The following is a 14,440-nucleotide window of genomic DNA, read 5'->3' on the forward strand; positions in this document are numbered from 1 at the left end:
CGAAGTTGGACAGGCTTACGCAGATTTTGTACTGGGCGGTGCATCGGTCACTTTGCCGAGCGAACCCAACACTGCTAGCCTCATCGCGCTTTCAACCCCTGATCCCGCAGAAAGGACTCTGATGAACATCATTCGCGCCGTCGCCCTCTTCGCCGCCTCATTGTTCTCGATGAACACTTCAGCCAAGGCCCCGCTTCCGGGATTCCAGTTGCCCAAGGCAGATTCGGAATATGACGAGAAGGTGTTGGCGGATATCAAGAAGATCGGCTGGCACCATGTGCATGTGCGGGCTGAAGACGGTGAGCCTTCGTTCGCCTACTCCCTGGGGTTCTACGCCAACTTCGGCCAACCGGAAATCATCGTATTCGGGCTGCCCCCGGAGATTGCCCAGCAGTTGCTGAACATCGCCGCGATCCGCTTTGCCGGTGCAAAAGCCGCCTATGAAACCTACAAGCCCTATGACGATATTGCCGAAGGCATGCGCATCGCCTTCATTCCTGTAGACCGCAGGCACTACCGCGAGTACCTCGGTTATGCCGGCTGGTTCTACGCCTCGATCAAAGCTGATTTCCCTGCGTTGCAAATGGTCTGGCCGGACAAACAAGGGCGCTTTCCGTGGGAGCCCAACTACGACCAGTCGTTCTCAAGGCTCCAATTGCTGCTGGATAAATAAGGGTTATTTACGCGCCAGCTTGTAGCGCAAACAGTCCTGATAAAAACTCTGGCGAATCACCTCGGGCTTGACCCGCGAACGGCTGTCGTAGGTCTGTTCGGTGATGCCCATGGCCATCATGTGCATCCAGGGTTTCTTGAACTGGTAGGTCTTCAGCTTCTGCCGCGCGGCGTACAGCGAGACGCCCGACAGCTTCAATTCCTGGGCCCGGGCGGCGGTGCCAGCCCCCCAACTGCACATGTACTTGTCGTTGTCCCGCAGCTCCCGTGCCTCAACCGAAACCGCCCCACCCGCCAGGGAACAGGCGATCAGCATGATTCCAACATTGCGCATTTGCATCCCGCCTAACCACCTGAAAATAAAAGTGATTTTGGCGAGGATTTTGTTACAAAGGGGCCAGCAAATTGCCTTATCGGTGAATTTTCCGACCTGAAACCGAACCGAGTAACAGCGTTGCCATTCAGGCATTTTGCCACTGTTGGTTGCCGATGGCCCATTGCCTGACGATAATCGCGGCGCTCTCCCACACTCACGCAAGGAAACGCCGTGAAAAAGCTTCTACTGTTGACCCCATTGCTCGCGCTGCTGTTGCAAGGCTGCGGCGTCACCATGACGCAATACGAGCCGAACTTCGATAACGTCCAGGTCCTCAAGCAGGCAGCGCCGCTGCAACCCGTCAGCAATGCCCAGGTGACGGCCGCGTCGGGCGAAGGCTCGTTGTCTGTACGTGCCAACCCGATCCGCTCGCCCAGTGGCAGCATCCCGGCGCATATCCAGGCTGCGATCACCCAGGAACTGCAACTGGCAGGCCTGCTGAACCCGCAAGCAGAACGTCATCTGCAAGTGCTGGTGGTGAAGAATTCGCTGTCGGCAGGCATGGGCTCCGGCAACGGCACCCTGGCCGCGCGGTTTACCCTGCTCAAGGGCAATGACGTGGTGTACGACGCGACCAAGGAAGTGAATCACACCTGGCCCAGTTCGTTCTTCGGGTTCATTGCGATCCCGAATGCCGCCAACGCCTACAACCCGATGGTGCGGGATTTGCTCAAGTCGCTGTACAGCGACCCGTTGTTCATCAAGGCGCTTAAGTAAGGCCTGGGCTGCGAGGATCGGCCACCCTGCCCTCGCAGCTGTTTCAAACGTTCAGTTACGTGTCACGCCCGTGGCACGCCGGCATCCAGCGCCGAATACTTCAGGTTATTACCGTCGACCATTTGCTTGAGCAGGGCATTGACCTGGCGGGTGAAGGTATCGGTCACCGCGTCTTTCGGCGTGTTGGCCATCAACGGGATGAACCAGATGCCCATCCAGGTATTGATCGAGTCGTGGTTGGTGCCGGTGCTCAGTGCCTGGCCTTGTGCGTCCACCGATTCCAGCTTCATGGTGTACTGATCAGTCCCCAGCGCCGGAATGATGGTGAAGGTAAAGCCGCTGATAAAGGCCAGTACCAGTTGGCCGCCACCCGGTGGATGGTTGTAGACCTTCAGGCGCAGGCTGTAATCGCCTGGCTGCTTCTGGAATTCATCCAGGGTCACGCGACCAAACAGGCCGGAGTCAGTCAGGACTTTCTGCAGCTGTGGCTTGAGCATGTCACGCGCTTGTGGGACTTCGGCCGCGGCGGCATTTGTCGGCTCGCCCTGGTAGAACTTGAAGTCTACGTAGACGTTCGGTTTGTTGGCGTAGCTGGCCTTCGACGGCAGCGTGACGGGTGCTACTTCGTCTTTCGTGAAGCTGGCGCAGCCGCCCATCGACAACGTGATCAGGGCCAACCCCAGCATTTTTCCAATGTGCATTACGACTTCCTTAGTGAATGGAGCGTCTCCATGGCCGGAGTTGCTGGGGGCGGATGATAAAGAGTGGGCGGCGATGTTAAAAGGCCATCTCCCATAAAATACTGACGATCACTGTAGGAGCGAGCTTGCTCGCGAAAATCGTTAACGATAACGCAGCGTGTCTGGCTTAGCGCGCTGCTCTCAGGTTCTTCGCGAGCAAGCTCGCTCCTACAGTAAATGGGTGTTTACCACTGATACGTCGCACTGGCCTGCACGGTACGCTGTGAGCCATACCAGCACCACGAGTAGGAATAGCAGGACGCGACGTACTCTTTATTCGCCAGGTTGGTGGCGTTCACTGCCAGGCGCAGGTTGTCACCCTGACGATTGATGTGCGGGATGTCGTAGTGCACCGCTGCATCGAACAAGGTGTAGCCCGGCACCTTCAGGGTGTTGGCGGTATCGCCCCAGGAAGAACCGACATAGCGCGCACCGGCGCCTACGCCGAAGCCCTTCAGCGTGCCGTCGTGCAGGGTGTAATCCGCCCAGGCCGACGCGGTATGACGTGGTACGGCGTAGGTAGTAGTGCCTTCGGCAGCCACCGCCGGGCCTACACCGATGTCGCTGATGGGCGCATAACGCACGGTGTTGTTGGATTTGCTGATGCGGTTATCCAGGTAGGCATAGGCCGCAGTGATATCCAGGTTGTCGTTCAGGCTGGCCTTGCCTTCCAGTTCAAACCCGCGGGATTGCACTTCACCGTCCTGAATCTGGCAGCGGGAGCCGTTGCACAGGTGGGAAGCGTCCGGGTCCAGCGTCGGTACGTTGGTCTGGCGCAGGTCGAAAATGGCAGCCGTGATGAAGCTGTTGCTGCCCGGCGGCTGGTACTTGATGCCGATTTCCGTCTGCTTGCCCTCGGTCGGCTGGAACGTCGAACCGCCGTAGCCCGTGCCGGATTGCGGCTGGAAGGATTCCGAGTAGCTGACATACGGCGCCAGGCCGTTATCGAACAGGTAGACCAGGCCCAGGCGGCCGGTGAAGGCCTTGCTGTCCTGGGACGACTTGGTCTTTTTCTGGGTGGTCATCGCCAGGGTACTGTTGTCGGTGCTGGCCCAGTCATAACGCCCGCCCATCAACAGCACCCATTTGTCCCACTTCATCTGCTCTTGCAGGTACACCCCCGTTTGCTCGCTGCGCGAGGTGGCGTCGCTGGTGTAGGCCGGCACCGGCACGGCCGCGCCGTAGACCGGGTCGAAAATATCCAGCGTAGGCCCTGCCGTGTACACGCCGCTGCCCGACTTGGTGTCGGTGCTGGTGTTCTGGTAGTCGGCGCCCATCAGCACGGTGTGCTGCAACGGCCCGGTGTCGAATTTGGCCTGCAACTGGTTGTCGAGGGCATAGGCGTCGATGTTCACGTCGCTGGCGATGGTCGAGCGGCGGATGGTGCGGTAATCGCTCTCCAGGTAGTTGCTGTAGAGGCTGCGGTATTGCCCTTCGCTGCGCAGGTAGCGCGCATTCTGGCGCACGGTCCAGACATCGTTGAAGTGATGTTCGAAGGCGTAGCCGATGGAGTAATACTCGCGGTCGCTCTTCTCGAAGTTTTTCTCGCCGTCGTAGAAATCCACGTCGATCTTGCGCCCCGTCGGGCTGTGCAGCACCGAGCCCCAGGCTGGCATCGAGCCGTAGGACGCGCCCTTGGGGTCCTTCTGGAAGTGCCCGAGCAAGGTCAGCGAGGTATTCTCGTCCGGTCGCCAGGTGAAGGCGCTGGACAGGGACTGGCGACGGGTTTCGGTGTGCTCGATCTGCCCGTCGGCATCGTCGAACAGGCCGGCAACGCGGTAGGAATAAACGCCTTGGTCGTCCAGCGGGCCACTCAAGTCAAAGGTCGTGCGCTTCTTGTTGAAGGTCCCGTACTCGACGCCGACTTCATGGAACGGCGTGTCCAGCGGGCGTTTGCTGACCATGTTGATCACCCCGCTGGGGGTGCCCTGCCCGTACAGCACCGACGCCGGCCCGCGCAGCACTTCGACGCGCTCCAGGTCGAAGGCGTCTTTTTGCGGCAAGGCATCCCGGCTCGACGGCATGCGCAGGCCGTCGAGGTAGGTCGCCGGGGTGAAGCCACGGATGGTCAACTGGTCGAGACGCGAGGCGGTGGAGCCACGGGTTTCCGGGATCACGGCAGCGCTGTAGCGCAGGATCTGGTTGAGGCTCTCGGCGTTCTGCGCGCGCATCTGGTCTTTGGTGACCACGGAGATCGACTGCGGGGTTTCGATCAGTGCGGTGTCGGTCTTGGTGCCCGACAGGCTGCGGGTGGCCACGTAGCCAGACACCGGGCCGGTGGGGCTTTCCGACTGGTACGCGCCGCTGATGGTGGTGGCCTGCAACTCCATGGCGCCATCGGTGTGCGGGATGGCTTCGAGACGGTAGCGGTCGTCGGCGATCTTCAGGGCTTGCAGGCCGCTGCCGGCCAACACTTGGGCCAGGGCGGCGTCGGTATTGTATTGCCCGTTCAGGCCATTGCTGTGTTTGCCGCGGGTCAGGCTCGAATCAAAGGCCAATACCAGGCCCGCCTGTTCGGCGAGGCTGTTGAGGGCCTGGCTCAGGTCACCGGCGGGAATGGAGAACGCAGCGCTTTCAGCCGCGTAGGACGCTTGAACGGTCAGCAGGGGTACGGCGGCAAACGCCATCGCCACTGAAAGGGTCAATGGCTGTAAAGGACGAGCAAGGCGCGACATGAGAAGTCCTGGGAAATGGGGGTTCTATTAGTCATGACGGCCATGTCGGAAAATCGGGTATGAATGAGAGCAGTTTTTATTCAGACTTTTTACAGCGGCTTGATCACCACCACCAAATCCGTGAAGTACTCCACCTTGATCGGCAGGTTATCCGCCAGCGACGCCAGGGCCGCGCCGGTGTCGTCGAGCTTGAATACCCCGGACACGCGCATCCCTTGCAGCGCCTGCGGATCAAAGCGCACCAGCCCATGGCGGTAACCGGCGAGGGTTTGCAGGACCTCGCTCAGGGGTTGGTCGTCGACCTTGAGCAAACCACGGGTCCAGGCGTCCGGGTCGGCGTTGCCGATGGGTTGTGGGGTGCCGGCACGGCCGTCCTGGAGCGTGGACTTCTGCCCCGCCGGCACTTTCACGTCGCCCGCAACGGTGCCTTTGACGGCCACGGTGGACTCGATCACGGTGACCACGGTCGCGCCATCCTCGGCCTTGCGCACCAGGAACCGCGTGCCCAACGCCGTGGCCGTGCCCTGGTCGGTGTGCACCACGAACGGCCGTTGCGCGTCCTTGGCCACCTCGACCCACATCTCGCCCTGCAACAGTTCGATCACCCGTTGGTGGCCGTCAAACTTCACGTCCAGTGCCGAGTTGCTGTTGAGCTGTACCTGGCTGCCATCGGTCAGTGCCACCTGGCGCCGTTCGCCCACGCTGGTGCGTTGGTCGGCCATCCACACCGGCAGGCGCTCAATCCCGGCCCAGCCGCACAGCAACACACCCAACAGCGCGACGGCCTGGGTGCTACGGGCGGCAAACCTTGTTTTCTGTGGGGCAAATGCACGGTTCAGGGCCATGCGCGCCGGGGCGGCGGGCAACTCGTCGAGGCTGCCCCACAGGCTGCGCATGCGCTCGATGGCGACGGCATGCCGTGGATCGGCCTGGCACCATTTCTCGAAGGCCGCGCGGTCGGCCTCGGTCACGTGGTCGTCGTGCAACAACGTCAGCCAGCGGGCGGCTTCACTGATGATCTGCTCGGAACTCACGACAGCGGGTCCGCCCCGTGCAGGGTGTGATAGCAATGCACCAACGCACTGGAGATGTAGTTCTTCACGGTGCTGGAAGACACCTGCAGTTGTTCGGCGATTTCGCTGTAGGTCAGCCCGTCGAGGCGACTGAGCAGGAATGCCTCGCGGGCCTTGGCGGGCAGGCCGATGAGCATTTCGGCAATGCGTTCCAGGGCCTGCAGTGCCACATGAATCGCCGCCGGGTCCGGCATGCCGGCATCTTCGCTCTGGATCGCCAGGGCTTCCATGTAGGCCTTTTCGATGCGCCGCCGACGCGCGCCATCGATCATCAAGCGCCCCGCCGTGGTGGCCAGGAAGGCGCGGGGTTCCTTGATGGTATGGGGATCGGCCAGCAGCAGGATGCGGATAAACGCGTCGTGGGCCAGGTCGGCGGCATGTTGCGAGCAGCCGAGTTTCTTGCGCAGCCAACCGTGCAACCAGGAATGATGGTCGCTGTAGAGGGTGGTGATGGTCTGCTGGCGACGGGCTATATCACCATCAGCTACAGGAAAGTCATGCATGCGCAAAAATTTCTCAAACAAGAAAGATTACCAATTGCGCGAACGATGACAGTAAAACGAAGGGGGAGCAAGGATGGAGTGATGGCTTGCAACGAATCTGCGACTTGCTGTGCCCACCTTGAAAGCGACCAGTGCGCACGCGACACTTCTGCGACTCATACAAGGACATCACCCATGACAACCTTCGCCAACACGGTCTCTACCCGCGAGGCCTATCAACTGCTCAAGGACGTGGCATTAGAGGTTCGAACGCTGAAACCCGTCAGCTCCAGCGACGAGCAAATGGTTGTCGACATCGACGGCTGGCAGGTCACGCTGTCAACCTGCGGGACGGCTCTGGAGTGCTGCCTGCGCTGTATTGCACCGAATAACAGGCAAGGTTCACTGGACACCTGGCAACGTTACGGCACCAATCCGCTCGATCTGATGAGCCTGTGGGAGCGAACGCAGCTGCAGCGCCTGGTGCATGCAGCCTTCGTTCGCTGAACGTGCCCTTTGCCAGCAATCACCCACTGCCAGCATCAAACACTTTATGGATTAACGCCAGCTCCAGGAAACCCCGGTGTAAACCCCCATGCCATCCCCCGGCGTCGACCGCGCCACATCCAGCCCCTTGTCGTCATAACCCGGCGTGACTGTGTTCGCGTAACGCCGGTTGGTCAGGTTGCGCAGGTCGACCCAGGCTTGCCAGTCGTGCTTCGGCGCGTCGTACCCGAGCGTCGCGCCGAGCAGTGTGTAGGCCGCCGCGTAGTAGGAGTTGGCGTAGTCCACCGCGACCCGCGATGAATGTTCGCCATTGAGGCTGGTGTAGAAACCGCTAGGGTGGCTGTAGCGCAATTGCGCCTGGTAGTAGTGCCTGGGGATGCCGGGCAAGGTGTTGTCGCCGAAGCGGTCGTCGTTGCGGTAGTGGAAGTCGCTGTAGGTGTAGGCCTGGCGCAGGGCGAGCTGGCCCGTGCGGCCACCGTCCCACAGCGGGCTGATCAGGCTCAGCTCCAGGCCTTGGTGCACGGTTGGGCTGGCGTTGGATTCGGCGATTATTGCGGACGTGGTGGACGTCGCGGCCTGGGTTTCGACGCTGAGCAGTTCGTGGCGCACCTCGGAGCGGTACAGCGCCAGGTCCCACTGACCGAACCACGCTTCACCGCGACCGCCGACTTCCAGGGTGGTGGCGGTCTGGTTTTTCAGCTTCACCCCTTCACGTTGCAAACCGCTGGCCGGGCCGCTGCCCACGGGGAAGTACTTGTTGGAACCCCAGATCATCGACCACGCATGGGGCGGTTCCACCGAGCGACTCAGGTTGCCGTACACCTGCAATTGGGGGCTGAAGTCGTAGCGCAGGCCAACCCTGGGCGCGTAATCCCAATCGTGCTGGCTGACGGGTGTGTGGGTCTGCGGGTAGCTGACTTCGGTTTCACGACGGGTATAGATCGCCGCCAGCCCGGTGGTCAGCCAAAGGTCCGGCAGCAGTTCCAGGTCGTTGCCGATATGCAGCACGCTGTCAGAACCCAGGTAGCTGTAGTCGCGGGTCTTGGTGCCGGGTGTGTAGCCCGCCGTATTGCCGGTAGGGATCCGCACGAATTCCGAGCCACCGTTGTTCGGCATCGCCTGGGTGGTGCGCAGGCCGAGGGTGGTCTTGCTGTCACGCCCGAACAATGTGTCCTGGCGGATGTAATTCAGGGTGCCGCTGACGTCGGTGTAGGCAACCTTGAGACGGTTGGTGCCCTCGCGCAGGTCCATCGGGTAATCGTGATACGCCAGCCCGACCTCGACCCGGGCGTTGTCGCCCAGGTGCAGGGTGGTTTTGTTGGCGATCCAGGTCGAGCCCGGTTGCGTGCGTTTCGAGTCTCGCGCCACGTTGAGGCTGGCGGCGGCGCGCGGGTCGTGGCTGATCTGGTCGCGGGTCAGTTTGCCGGGGGAATCGTTGTCGGTTTCGCGGTAGCGAAAGTAGAAGCGGGTTTCCAGGTCAGGGTTGAAGCGGTAGCCGAAGTTGGCCGCGATGCCCTTGCCGCTGCCGGCGCTGTGGTTCTGGAAACCGTCGTATTGCGAGTCGGTGAGGCTGATGTAGTAGTCGGCATCCCCCAGCACCTGGCCCGAGCTGATCTCCCGCTGGCCGTAGCCATGGCTGCCGGCTTCGTAGCGTACTTGCAGCCTGGGCGCGTCGTAGCCGGTGTGGGTCACGTAATTGACTGCCCCACCCAGGGCCAATGCGCCCTGGTCAAAACCGTTGGCGCCACGCAGCACTTCAACGCGGCTGAGCCACAACGGGTCCTTGAGTTCGTAGGGCGTGCCACCCGGGCCGGTCAGTGGCAGGCCGTCGAAGGTTTCATACAGGCCGGAAGCGTGGGCGCCCGGGCCCCGGTTGATACCCGAGCCACGGATCGAAAGCTTCACCCCTTCGTTGTTTGCCGCCTTGGCATAAACACCGGCCTGGTACTTGAACACGTCCTCGTTGGTGCTCACCCGCCCCTGATCGACGCTGCCCATGTCGATGTAGTTGGTAGCGCCGGGCACGCTCTTGAGCTGGACCTCGGCCAGTTCGTCGGCGCTGAGTTCGGCGCTGCTGACTTCGACGGGGGCCAGTTGCAGCGTGTCTTCGGCCTGGGTGGCCGGGCTGAAGCTCAGGACGGCGCCAAAGCCCAGCAAGGGCCAGGCTTTTCGGGAGATGAACGGAAACGCGGGGGGCATGGGGGTAAATCCTTGGAATTCGTTTTTGCGACGGGCTCGGTCCGGCACAAGGTCTGTGGTGGGAAGCCCGTGAAGCGCGGCGGGTCACCATTGATGAACGCACAGGCCCCCATCGGCGTTAAGTCCAAAATAGAATTACCAAATGCAAACTCAGTATTTATGGAAATAAGCGGCACCGATTACTGTAGAGCCATTGAGTCCCCAGAGATTTACGTCATGCAAACATCCGCCACCGTCATCGATTTCACCCTCCACCGCAAACGCCGCCAGGCTCGCGCAGCGGCTGAACTGATGTGGGCGATGTATGCGGCACGGGCCGGGGTCGCGCTGTTTACCGCACACGTCACCACGTCCAGCGATACCCGCCGGGCGTGAGGCCATGAATTTCCTGCACGCGATACCCGAAGTGCCCGACCTCCCCACCAAACCCAAGGACTGCAACAGCGGCGACGATGACGCCATCGGCCAGTGCGTCGCGCAGAACCTGCAGCGCCTGCGCAGTAAACGCTACCTGTCGCTGGATGCCCTGGCGCGCAACTGCGGCGTAAGCCGGGCGATGCTTGCGCAGATCGAGTCCGGGCGCAGCGTGCCGTCGATCAAGGTGCTGTGCAAGATCGCCAAAGGCTTGAAAGTGTCGGTGGCGGCGTTCCTGGAAAATCGAGCGTTCGAAGGGGTTGAGCTGCTGCCGGCGCAACAGAGCAAACGCCTGGTGAGCGCCGATGGCAGCTTCATCAGCCGGGCGCTGTTTCCCTACGATATGGCGCGCCAGTCGGAGTTCTACGAGATACGCCTGAAGGCCCTCGGCGAGGAGATTTCAGAAGGTCACGGGCCCGGGATCCAGGAAAACCTGGTGGTGGCCCAGGGCGTGCTGGAAGTCAGCGTCAACGAGGAACGCTACCTGCTGTCCACCGGTGATTCGATCCTGTTCTACGCCGACCAGCCCCACCGCTACCGCAACCCCGCAGACAGTGAGGCGGTGGCGTTCCTGGTGATCACCTACCCGGAACGCCTGGACTGAAACGCAAAAAGCCCCGGCACACGCCGGGGCTTTTTGATTTCACGCCAAACCAATCAGCAGGTGCAGCACATCATCGGCATGCCGTTGCAGCTCATCATCATCGGCATGGCGCAGTCGTTCATCATCTTCATCATCAGCATGCAGCAGTTGTTCATCATGTCCATGCTCATGCCAGGCATCGGCATCATCTTGCAGGTCATGCAGTCGGCTTCCATCTTGCATTCCATGACGCACTTCATCATCGGCATAGGCATGCCCATCGGCATCATCATCGGCATGTTCATGGTCGACATGCTGTTCATCATCGCCATGCCGTCTTCAGACATGCACATCATCGACATGTTGGCGCACTGCATCATCATCGGCATGCCGCAGTTCATCATCATCGCCATCATTTCGGCGTTATTCTTGAACATCGCCATGTCCATGCCCGCGGCCGGCTTCATGGTGCACATCATGGCCTCGTCGGTCATCTTGCAGGTCATGGTCGCCATCATCATCGGCATGCCCATCATCGGCATCATCGGCATCGCGTTGTTCATTGGCATCTGCATGGCGTTCATCATCTTCGAAACTCCGTAATCGACAGGAAATGAGTAAGTTCTGGGGCCGATTCTAGAGAGGCCGCACAACGGCGCAAGACGCTGGCCCAGCAGCAGGAATAGACGCTGCATGGGGATTTCCCGGGGCGCGGCAGCGGATAATTCCGCGATGACAGATGCTTTGGCGTGATCACGCCGGCCGGCTCCGCTATCAGGGCCAAACCGGCGCGATGGATATGCGATTGGGGAATGGCCCCCAATCAGAAGGAAATAAACGATCTAACCACGGTAGAAATACCCGCTCATTCGGCGAAGAAGCGGTTCGCCGGACGCGGCAGTCCGAGATTTTCCCGCAGGGTAGAGCCTTCGTACTCGCGCCGGAAGATCCCGCGCCCCTGCAACTCGGGCACCACCCTGGCCACAAAGTCATCGAGCCCGCCCGGTAGCCACGGGAACATGATGTTGAAGCCATCGCTGCCCTCTTCTTCCAGCCACTGCTGCATCTCATCGGCAATACTGTGGGCGGTGCCGACAAACGAGAGACCTGCATAACCGCCAAGACGCTGGGCCAATTGGCGCACCGTCAACTGTTCGCGATCAGCCAGCGCCAGTACCCGTTCGCGGGAGCTCTGGCTGGCGTTGGTTTGGGGAATCGCCGGGAGGTATTGGTCGGGATCAAACTTCGTCGCGTCGGTACCCAGCGCGATCGACAGCGAGGCAATCGCACTTTCGTAATGCACCAGGCTGTCGAGATGCGCACGAATCCGCCGCGCATCTTCCAGCGTATCGCCGACCACCACAAACGCCCCGGGCAAGATCTTCAGATGGTCGGGATGCCGCCCCACCGCCAGCATCCGGCGCTTGATATCGGCATAGAATTTACGCCCTTCCTCGAGCGTGCCGGGCGCCACGAAGATCACCTCGGCGGTTTCTGCCGCCAATTGCCGGCCGGGCTCCGAGGCGCCGGCCTGCACGATCACCGGCCAGCCCTGCACCGGGCGGGCAATGTGCAGCGGGCCGCGCACATTGAGGTAGCGGCCCTGGTGATTGAGGGTGTGCAGCTTGTCGGGGTCGAAGTACACACCGCTGTCGGCATCGCGGATGAAGGCATCATCGGCCCAACTGTCCCAGAGCCCGGTGACCACATCGTAGAACTCCCGCGCACGGGCGTAGCGCTCGTCGTGGGCATAGGCCTGCTCCAGGCCGAAATTCTGCGCCGCATCCGGGTTGGCAGTGGTGACGATATTCCAGCCGGCGCGGCCGTTGCTCAAATGATCCAGGGACGCAAAGCGCCGGGCAATGTGGAACGGCTCGTCGTAGGTGGTCGAGGCCGTGGCTACCAGGCCGATGTGCTCGGTGGCCTGGCTCAGGGCCGACAATAAGGTGAACGGTTCGAAGGAGGTGGCGGTGTGGCTGCGCTTCAACGCGTCGATAGGCATGTTGAGCAGGGCCAGGTGGTCGGCCATGAAGAACGCATCGAAACGCGCTTTCTCCAGGGTCTGGGCAAACTGCTTGAGGTGCGTGAAGTTGAAGTTGGCGTCACGGTAAGCGCCGGGATAGCGCCAGGCGCCGGTGTGGATGCTGACCGGACGCATGAACGCGCCCAGCTTCAGTTGGCGTTGAGTGGTCATGGAAAGCCCCTGATCGAGAGGGGCCCAGCATCGGATGGGCGAACGGCGTCTGTCTAATAACCAAAGGATCTGACTTATGCCTGCGCGGATCGGCTGTTGTAGTCCGCCAGAAATTCTTCGGAGGCGACATGGTCTGCCATGCCCCGCAGCTGCGCGGCCGAATCATGCCCCAGCACCTCCTCTACCCGGTTATTGGCCGCCGCCCAATACACCAGCGCCTCACTGAACAGGGCTTCGCCCTTGGGCGTGAGCACGCAGCGTTTGGTGCGCTTGTCCAGGGCATCCGGGCGCAGCTCGACAATCCCGTCGCGCACCAGCGGCTTCATCGCGTGGGTCAGCGCCGACATCAGGATCGCCAGGCGTCCGGCCAGCTCCTGCAACGTCGGCCCTGCCTGCTCATCCACCGCCGCCCACCGGGCGATTTCACCCAGCAAGCCGACCTGCGTAGCCTTCAGGCCAATCGGCGCCAGCGCTTCGTCATACAGTTGGCCCAGCCGCCGGGCGGCACGGCGCAGTGCGTTGTTGGTGCACGCCACGTCCCCCAGCAGGCTCAAAAGGTCGGCACGGGCATCAGGCTTGTCAGTCTTGTGTGTTGGCATTTTCAGATCCTCCATGCCGGTAGAATGATTGAGTACTAAACCATTGACAAGGACAAACGCCAAGCCTATAACTTGAGCCCTCAACAATATTGGTTGAGTACTCATCTATTGGAGCCGTTCATGTCGATCCCTGCTTCCACAAAAATTGCCCTGATCACGGGTGCTTCTTCAGGTATTGGCGCCGTGTATGCCGACCGATTGGCAGCCCGTGGCTACGACTTGATCCTGGTCGCCCGTCGTGAAGACCGCCTCGAAGCCCTGGCGGCGAAGATCACTCAAGCCTACGGGCGCGAGGTCCAGACCATCGGCGCCGACCTGGTAAACCCCGCGGACCTGGCCCGTGTTGAAAGCCTGCTCGCCGGCAACCCGGCGATCCAGGTGCTGGTGAATAACGCCGGCCTGGCCCGCCTGCATCCGCTGGCTCAATCCTCGGTCGAGGATTCCACGACCCAGATCGCCCTGAACATCACCGCCCTCACCCGCCTGACCCACGCGGCGCTGCCGGGCATGCTGGTGCGCAATGAAGGTTTGATCATCAACGTGGCATCGGTGTTGGGCGTGCACTCGCTGCCGGTCAGCTCGGTGTACAGCGGCACCAAGAGCTATGTCCTGGCATTCAGCCGTGGCTTGCAATCGGAACTGGCGGAAACCGGGGTGAAGGTGCAGATCGTGTTGCCGGCAGCCACCGCTACCGAGATCTGGGACGCGTCGGGCATTCCGCTTTCCGCCCTGCAACAGGAGTCGGTCATGACCACCGAAAACCTGGTGGACGCGGCACTGGCCGGGCTGGATCAGGGTGAGACGATCACCTGGCCGTCGGTGGCCGATGGTTCGTTGTGGGAGACCTATGATGCGGCGCGTGGTGCGTTGTTTGCGGCCACGCAAACAGGCAAGCCGGCGCCCCGGTATGGGATTGTCTGAGGCGCCAGCCGGCTTTATTGAATACCGATGGAAATACGCCGCACAGTCTGCTCCTCACGGGGCAGGCTGATGTCGCCTTCGTAGGTGCACTCGCGGCCGGTGCAGCTGTTTTCCACGGTCACCGGCGCAAGGCTTTTGACCGGAAAGCGCGGCTTGGGCTCAGCCTGCGGCGTGAGCGGTACAGCGCTGAGGACAGGTGCCTCGTAGGTCAGGTCCAGGCTGGACGCATGGGCCTGGGTGGCCAGAACGGCGAGCAGTGCGCTCGCCATGACAGTCCTTGTAAACAAC

At 61.4% G+C, this 14,440-nt stretch carries 16 protein-coding genes; 7 read left to right on the plus strand and 9 right to left on the minus strand.

The window, feature by feature from the left end; translation table 11 throughout:
- Positions 1-121: 121 nt before the first annotated feature.
- On the plus strand, positions 122-673 hold the full coding sequence (locus HX815_RS20475) for a DUF4262 domain-containing protein (protein WP_177028793.1): 552 nt from the start codon (positions 122-124) through the stop codon (positions 671-673).
- A gap of 3 nt (positions 674-676) precedes the next feature.
- On the opposite strand, the gene HX815_RS20480 is transcribed toward HX815_RS20475, so the two are convergent.
- Complete coding sequence (locus HX815_RS20480) at positions 677-1,006, minus strand: hypothetical protein (protein ID WP_023658946.1); 330 nt, start codon at positions 1,004-1,006, stop codon at positions 677-679.
- A 213-nt stretch (positions 1,007-1,219) separates the two neighbouring features.
- Here HX815_RS20480 and HX815_RS20485 point away from each other — a divergent pair, with 213 nt between their 5' ends.
- A complete protein-coding gene (locus HX815_RS20485; RefSeq protein ID WP_003219695.1) occupies positions 1,220-1,765 on the plus strand; it encodes a hypothetical protein in 546 nt (181 codons plus the stop codon).
- 62 nt (positions 1,766-1,827) lie between these two features.
- Here the strand turns inward: HX815_RS20485 and HX815_RS20490 are convergent, their stop codons facing one another.
- From HX815_RS20490 to HX815_RS20505, 4 genes are all read right to left on the minus strand, one after another.
- On the minus strand, positions 1,828-2,466 hold the full coding sequence (locus HX815_RS20490; protein WP_134326911.1) for a hypothetical protein: 639 nt from the start codon (positions 2,464-2,466) through the stop codon (positions 1,828-1,830).
- Between the two features lie 224 nt (positions 2,467-2,690).
- Positions 2,691-5,180, minus strand: a complete 2,490-nt coding sequence (locus HX815_RS20495) for a TonB-dependent siderophore receptor (RefSeq protein ID WP_177028794.1) — start codon at positions 5,178-5,180, stop codon at positions 2,691-2,693.
- An 89-nt stretch (positions 5,181-5,269) separates the two neighbouring features.
- A complete protein-coding gene (locus tag HX815_RS20500) occupies positions 5,270-6,214 on the minus strand; it encodes a FecR family protein (RefSeq protein WP_008435992.1) in 945 nt (314 codons plus the stop codon).
- Positions 6,211-6,756 carry a sigma-70 family RNA polymerase sigma factor gene (locus HX815_RS20505; RefSeq protein ID WP_003219688.1) on the minus strand — a complete coding sequence of 182 codons (546 nt, stop codon included), beginning with the start codon at positions 6,754-6,756 and terminating at the stop codon, positions 6,211-6,213. Before HX815_RS20505 ends, HX815_RS20500 begins: the two co-directional genes overlap by 4 nt.
- A gap of 174 nt (positions 6,757-6,930) precedes the next feature.
- On the opposite strand from HX815_RS20505, the gene HX815_RS20510 reads away from it, so the two are divergent.
- Positions 6,931-7,242, plus strand: a complete 312-nt coding sequence (locus HX815_RS20510; RefSeq protein WP_177028795.1) for a hypothetical protein — start codon at positions 6,931-6,933, stop codon at positions 7,240-7,242.
- A 51-nt stretch (positions 7,243-7,293) separates the two neighbouring features.
- On the opposite strand, the gene HX815_RS20515 is transcribed toward HX815_RS20510, so the two are convergent.
- Positions 7,294-9,441, minus strand: a complete 2,148-nt coding sequence (locus HX815_RS20515) for a TonB-dependent receptor domain-containing protein (protein ID WP_177028796.1) — start codon at positions 9,439-9,441, stop codon at positions 7,294-7,296.
- Positions 9,442-9,657: 216 nt separating this feature from the next.
- Between HX815_RS20515 and HX815_RS20520 the strand changes: the two genes are divergently transcribed.
- The 3 genes from HX815_RS20520 to HX815_RS31970 are packed head-to-tail and all read left to right on the plus strand — an operon-like array spanning position 9,658 to position 11,041.
- Positions 9,658-9,816 carry a hypothetical protein gene (locus tag HX815_RS20520; RefSeq protein ID WP_003219684.1) on the plus strand — a complete coding sequence of 53 codons (159 nt, stop codon included), beginning with the start codon at positions 9,658-9,660 and terminating at the stop codon, positions 9,814-9,816.
- Between the two features lie 4 nt (positions 9,817-9,820).
- The gene (locus HX815_RS20525; protein ID WP_008436005.1) at positions 9,821-10,459 is read left to right on the plus strand and encodes a helix-turn-helix domain-containing protein; all 639 of its coding nucleotides are present in this window, start codon (positions 9,821-9,823) and stop codon (positions 10,457-10,459) included.
- 60 nt (positions 10,460-10,519) lie between these two features.
- Positions 10,520-11,041, plus strand: a complete 522-nt coding sequence (locus HX815_RS31970) for a hypothetical protein (RefSeq protein WP_043225000.1) — start codon at positions 10,520-10,522, stop codon at positions 11,039-11,041.
- 262 nt (positions 11,042-11,303) lie between these two features.
- On the opposite strand, the gene HX815_RS20535 is transcribed toward HX815_RS31970, so the two are convergent.
- Together HX815_RS20535 and HX815_RS20540 are read right to left on the minus strand one after the other, a co-directional pair.
- A complete protein-coding gene (locus HX815_RS20535) occupies positions 11,304-12,632 on the minus strand; it encodes an LLM class flavin-dependent oxidoreductase (RefSeq protein WP_003219678.1) in 1,329 nt (442 codons plus the stop codon).
- A 74-nt stretch (positions 12,633-12,706) separates the two neighbouring features.
- Positions 12,707-13,231, minus strand: a complete 525-nt coding sequence (locus HX815_RS20540; protein WP_003219677.1) for a MarR family winged helix-turn-helix transcriptional regulator — start codon at positions 13,229-13,231, stop codon at positions 12,707-12,709.
- A 120-nt stretch (positions 13,232-13,351) separates the two neighbouring features.
- Here HX815_RS20540 and HX815_RS20545 point away from each other — a divergent pair, with 120 nt between their 5' ends.
- A complete protein-coding gene (locus HX815_RS20545) occupies positions 13,352-14,152 on the plus strand; it encodes an SDR family oxidoreductase (RefSeq protein WP_008436011.1) in 801 nt (266 codons plus the stop codon).
- 14 nt (positions 14,153-14,166) lie between these two features.
- Here the strand turns inward: HX815_RS20545 and HX815_RS20550 are convergent, their stop codons facing one another.
- Complete coding sequence (locus tag HX815_RS20550; protein ID WP_003219674.1) at positions 14,167-14,421, minus strand: hypothetical protein; 255 nt, start codon at positions 14,419-14,421, stop codon at positions 14,167-14,169.
- Positions 14,422-14,440 lie beyond the last annotated feature (19 nt).

Source organism: Pseudomonas sp. E6002, from assembly GCF_013385565.1.
Lineage (GTDB): Bacteria > Pseudomonadota > Gammaproteobacteria > Pseudomonadales > Pseudomonadaceae > Aquipseudomonas.

Bases quoted from the DNA above. Each gene is read 5' to 3' on its own strand.
- HX815_RS20525 (WP_008436005.1), top strand. From the start codon at position 9,821: ATGAATTTCCTGCACGCGATACCCGAAGTGCCCGACCTCCCCACCAAA.
- HX815_RS20550 (WP_003219674.1), bottom strand. From the start codon at position 14,421: ATGGCGAGCGCACTGCTCGCCGTTCTGGCCACCCAGGCCCATGCGTCC.
- HX815_RS20540 (WP_003219677.1), bottom strand. From the start codon at position 13,231: ATGCCAACACACAAGACTGACAAGCCTGATGCCCGTGCCGACCTTTTG.
- HX815_RS20490 (WP_134326911.1), bottom strand. From the start codon at position 2,466: ATGCACATTGGAAAAATGCTGGGGTTGGCCCTGATCACGTTGTCGATG.
- HX815_RS20505 (WP_003219688.1), bottom strand. From the start codon at position 6,756: ATGCATGACTTTCCTGTAGCTGATGGTGATATAGCCCGTCGCCAGCAG.
- HX815_RS20510 (WP_177028795.1), top strand. From the start codon at position 6,931: ATGACAACCTTCGCCAACACGGTCTCTACCCGCGAGGCCTATCAACTG.
- HX815_RS20475 (WP_177028793.1), top strand. From the start codon at position 122: ATGAACATCATTCGCGCCGTCGCCCTCTTCGCCGCCTCATTGTTCTCG.
- HX815_RS20495 (WP_177028794.1), bottom strand. From the start codon at position 5,180: ATGTCGCGCCTTGCTCGTCCTTTACAGCCATTGACCCTTTCAGTGGCG.
- HX815_RS20520 (WP_003219684.1), top strand. From the start codon at position 9,658: ATGCAAACATCCGCCACCGTCATCGATTTCACCCTCCACCGCAAACGC.
- HX815_RS20515 (WP_177028796.1), bottom strand. From the start codon at position 9,441: ATGCCCCCCGCGTTTCCGTTCATCTCCCGAAAAGCCTGGCCCTTGCTG.
- HX815_RS20480 (WP_023658946.1), bottom strand. From the start codon at position 1,006: ATGCGCAATGTTGGAATCATGCTGATCGCCTGTTCCCTGGCGGGTGGG.
- HX815_RS20535 (WP_003219678.1), bottom strand. From the start codon at position 12,632: ATGACCACTCAACGCCAACTGAAGCTGGGCGCGTTCATGCGTCCGGTC.
- HX815_RS20545 (WP_008436011.1), top strand. From the start codon at position 13,352: ATGTCGATCCCTGCTTCCACAAAAATTGCCCTGATCACGGGTGCTTCT.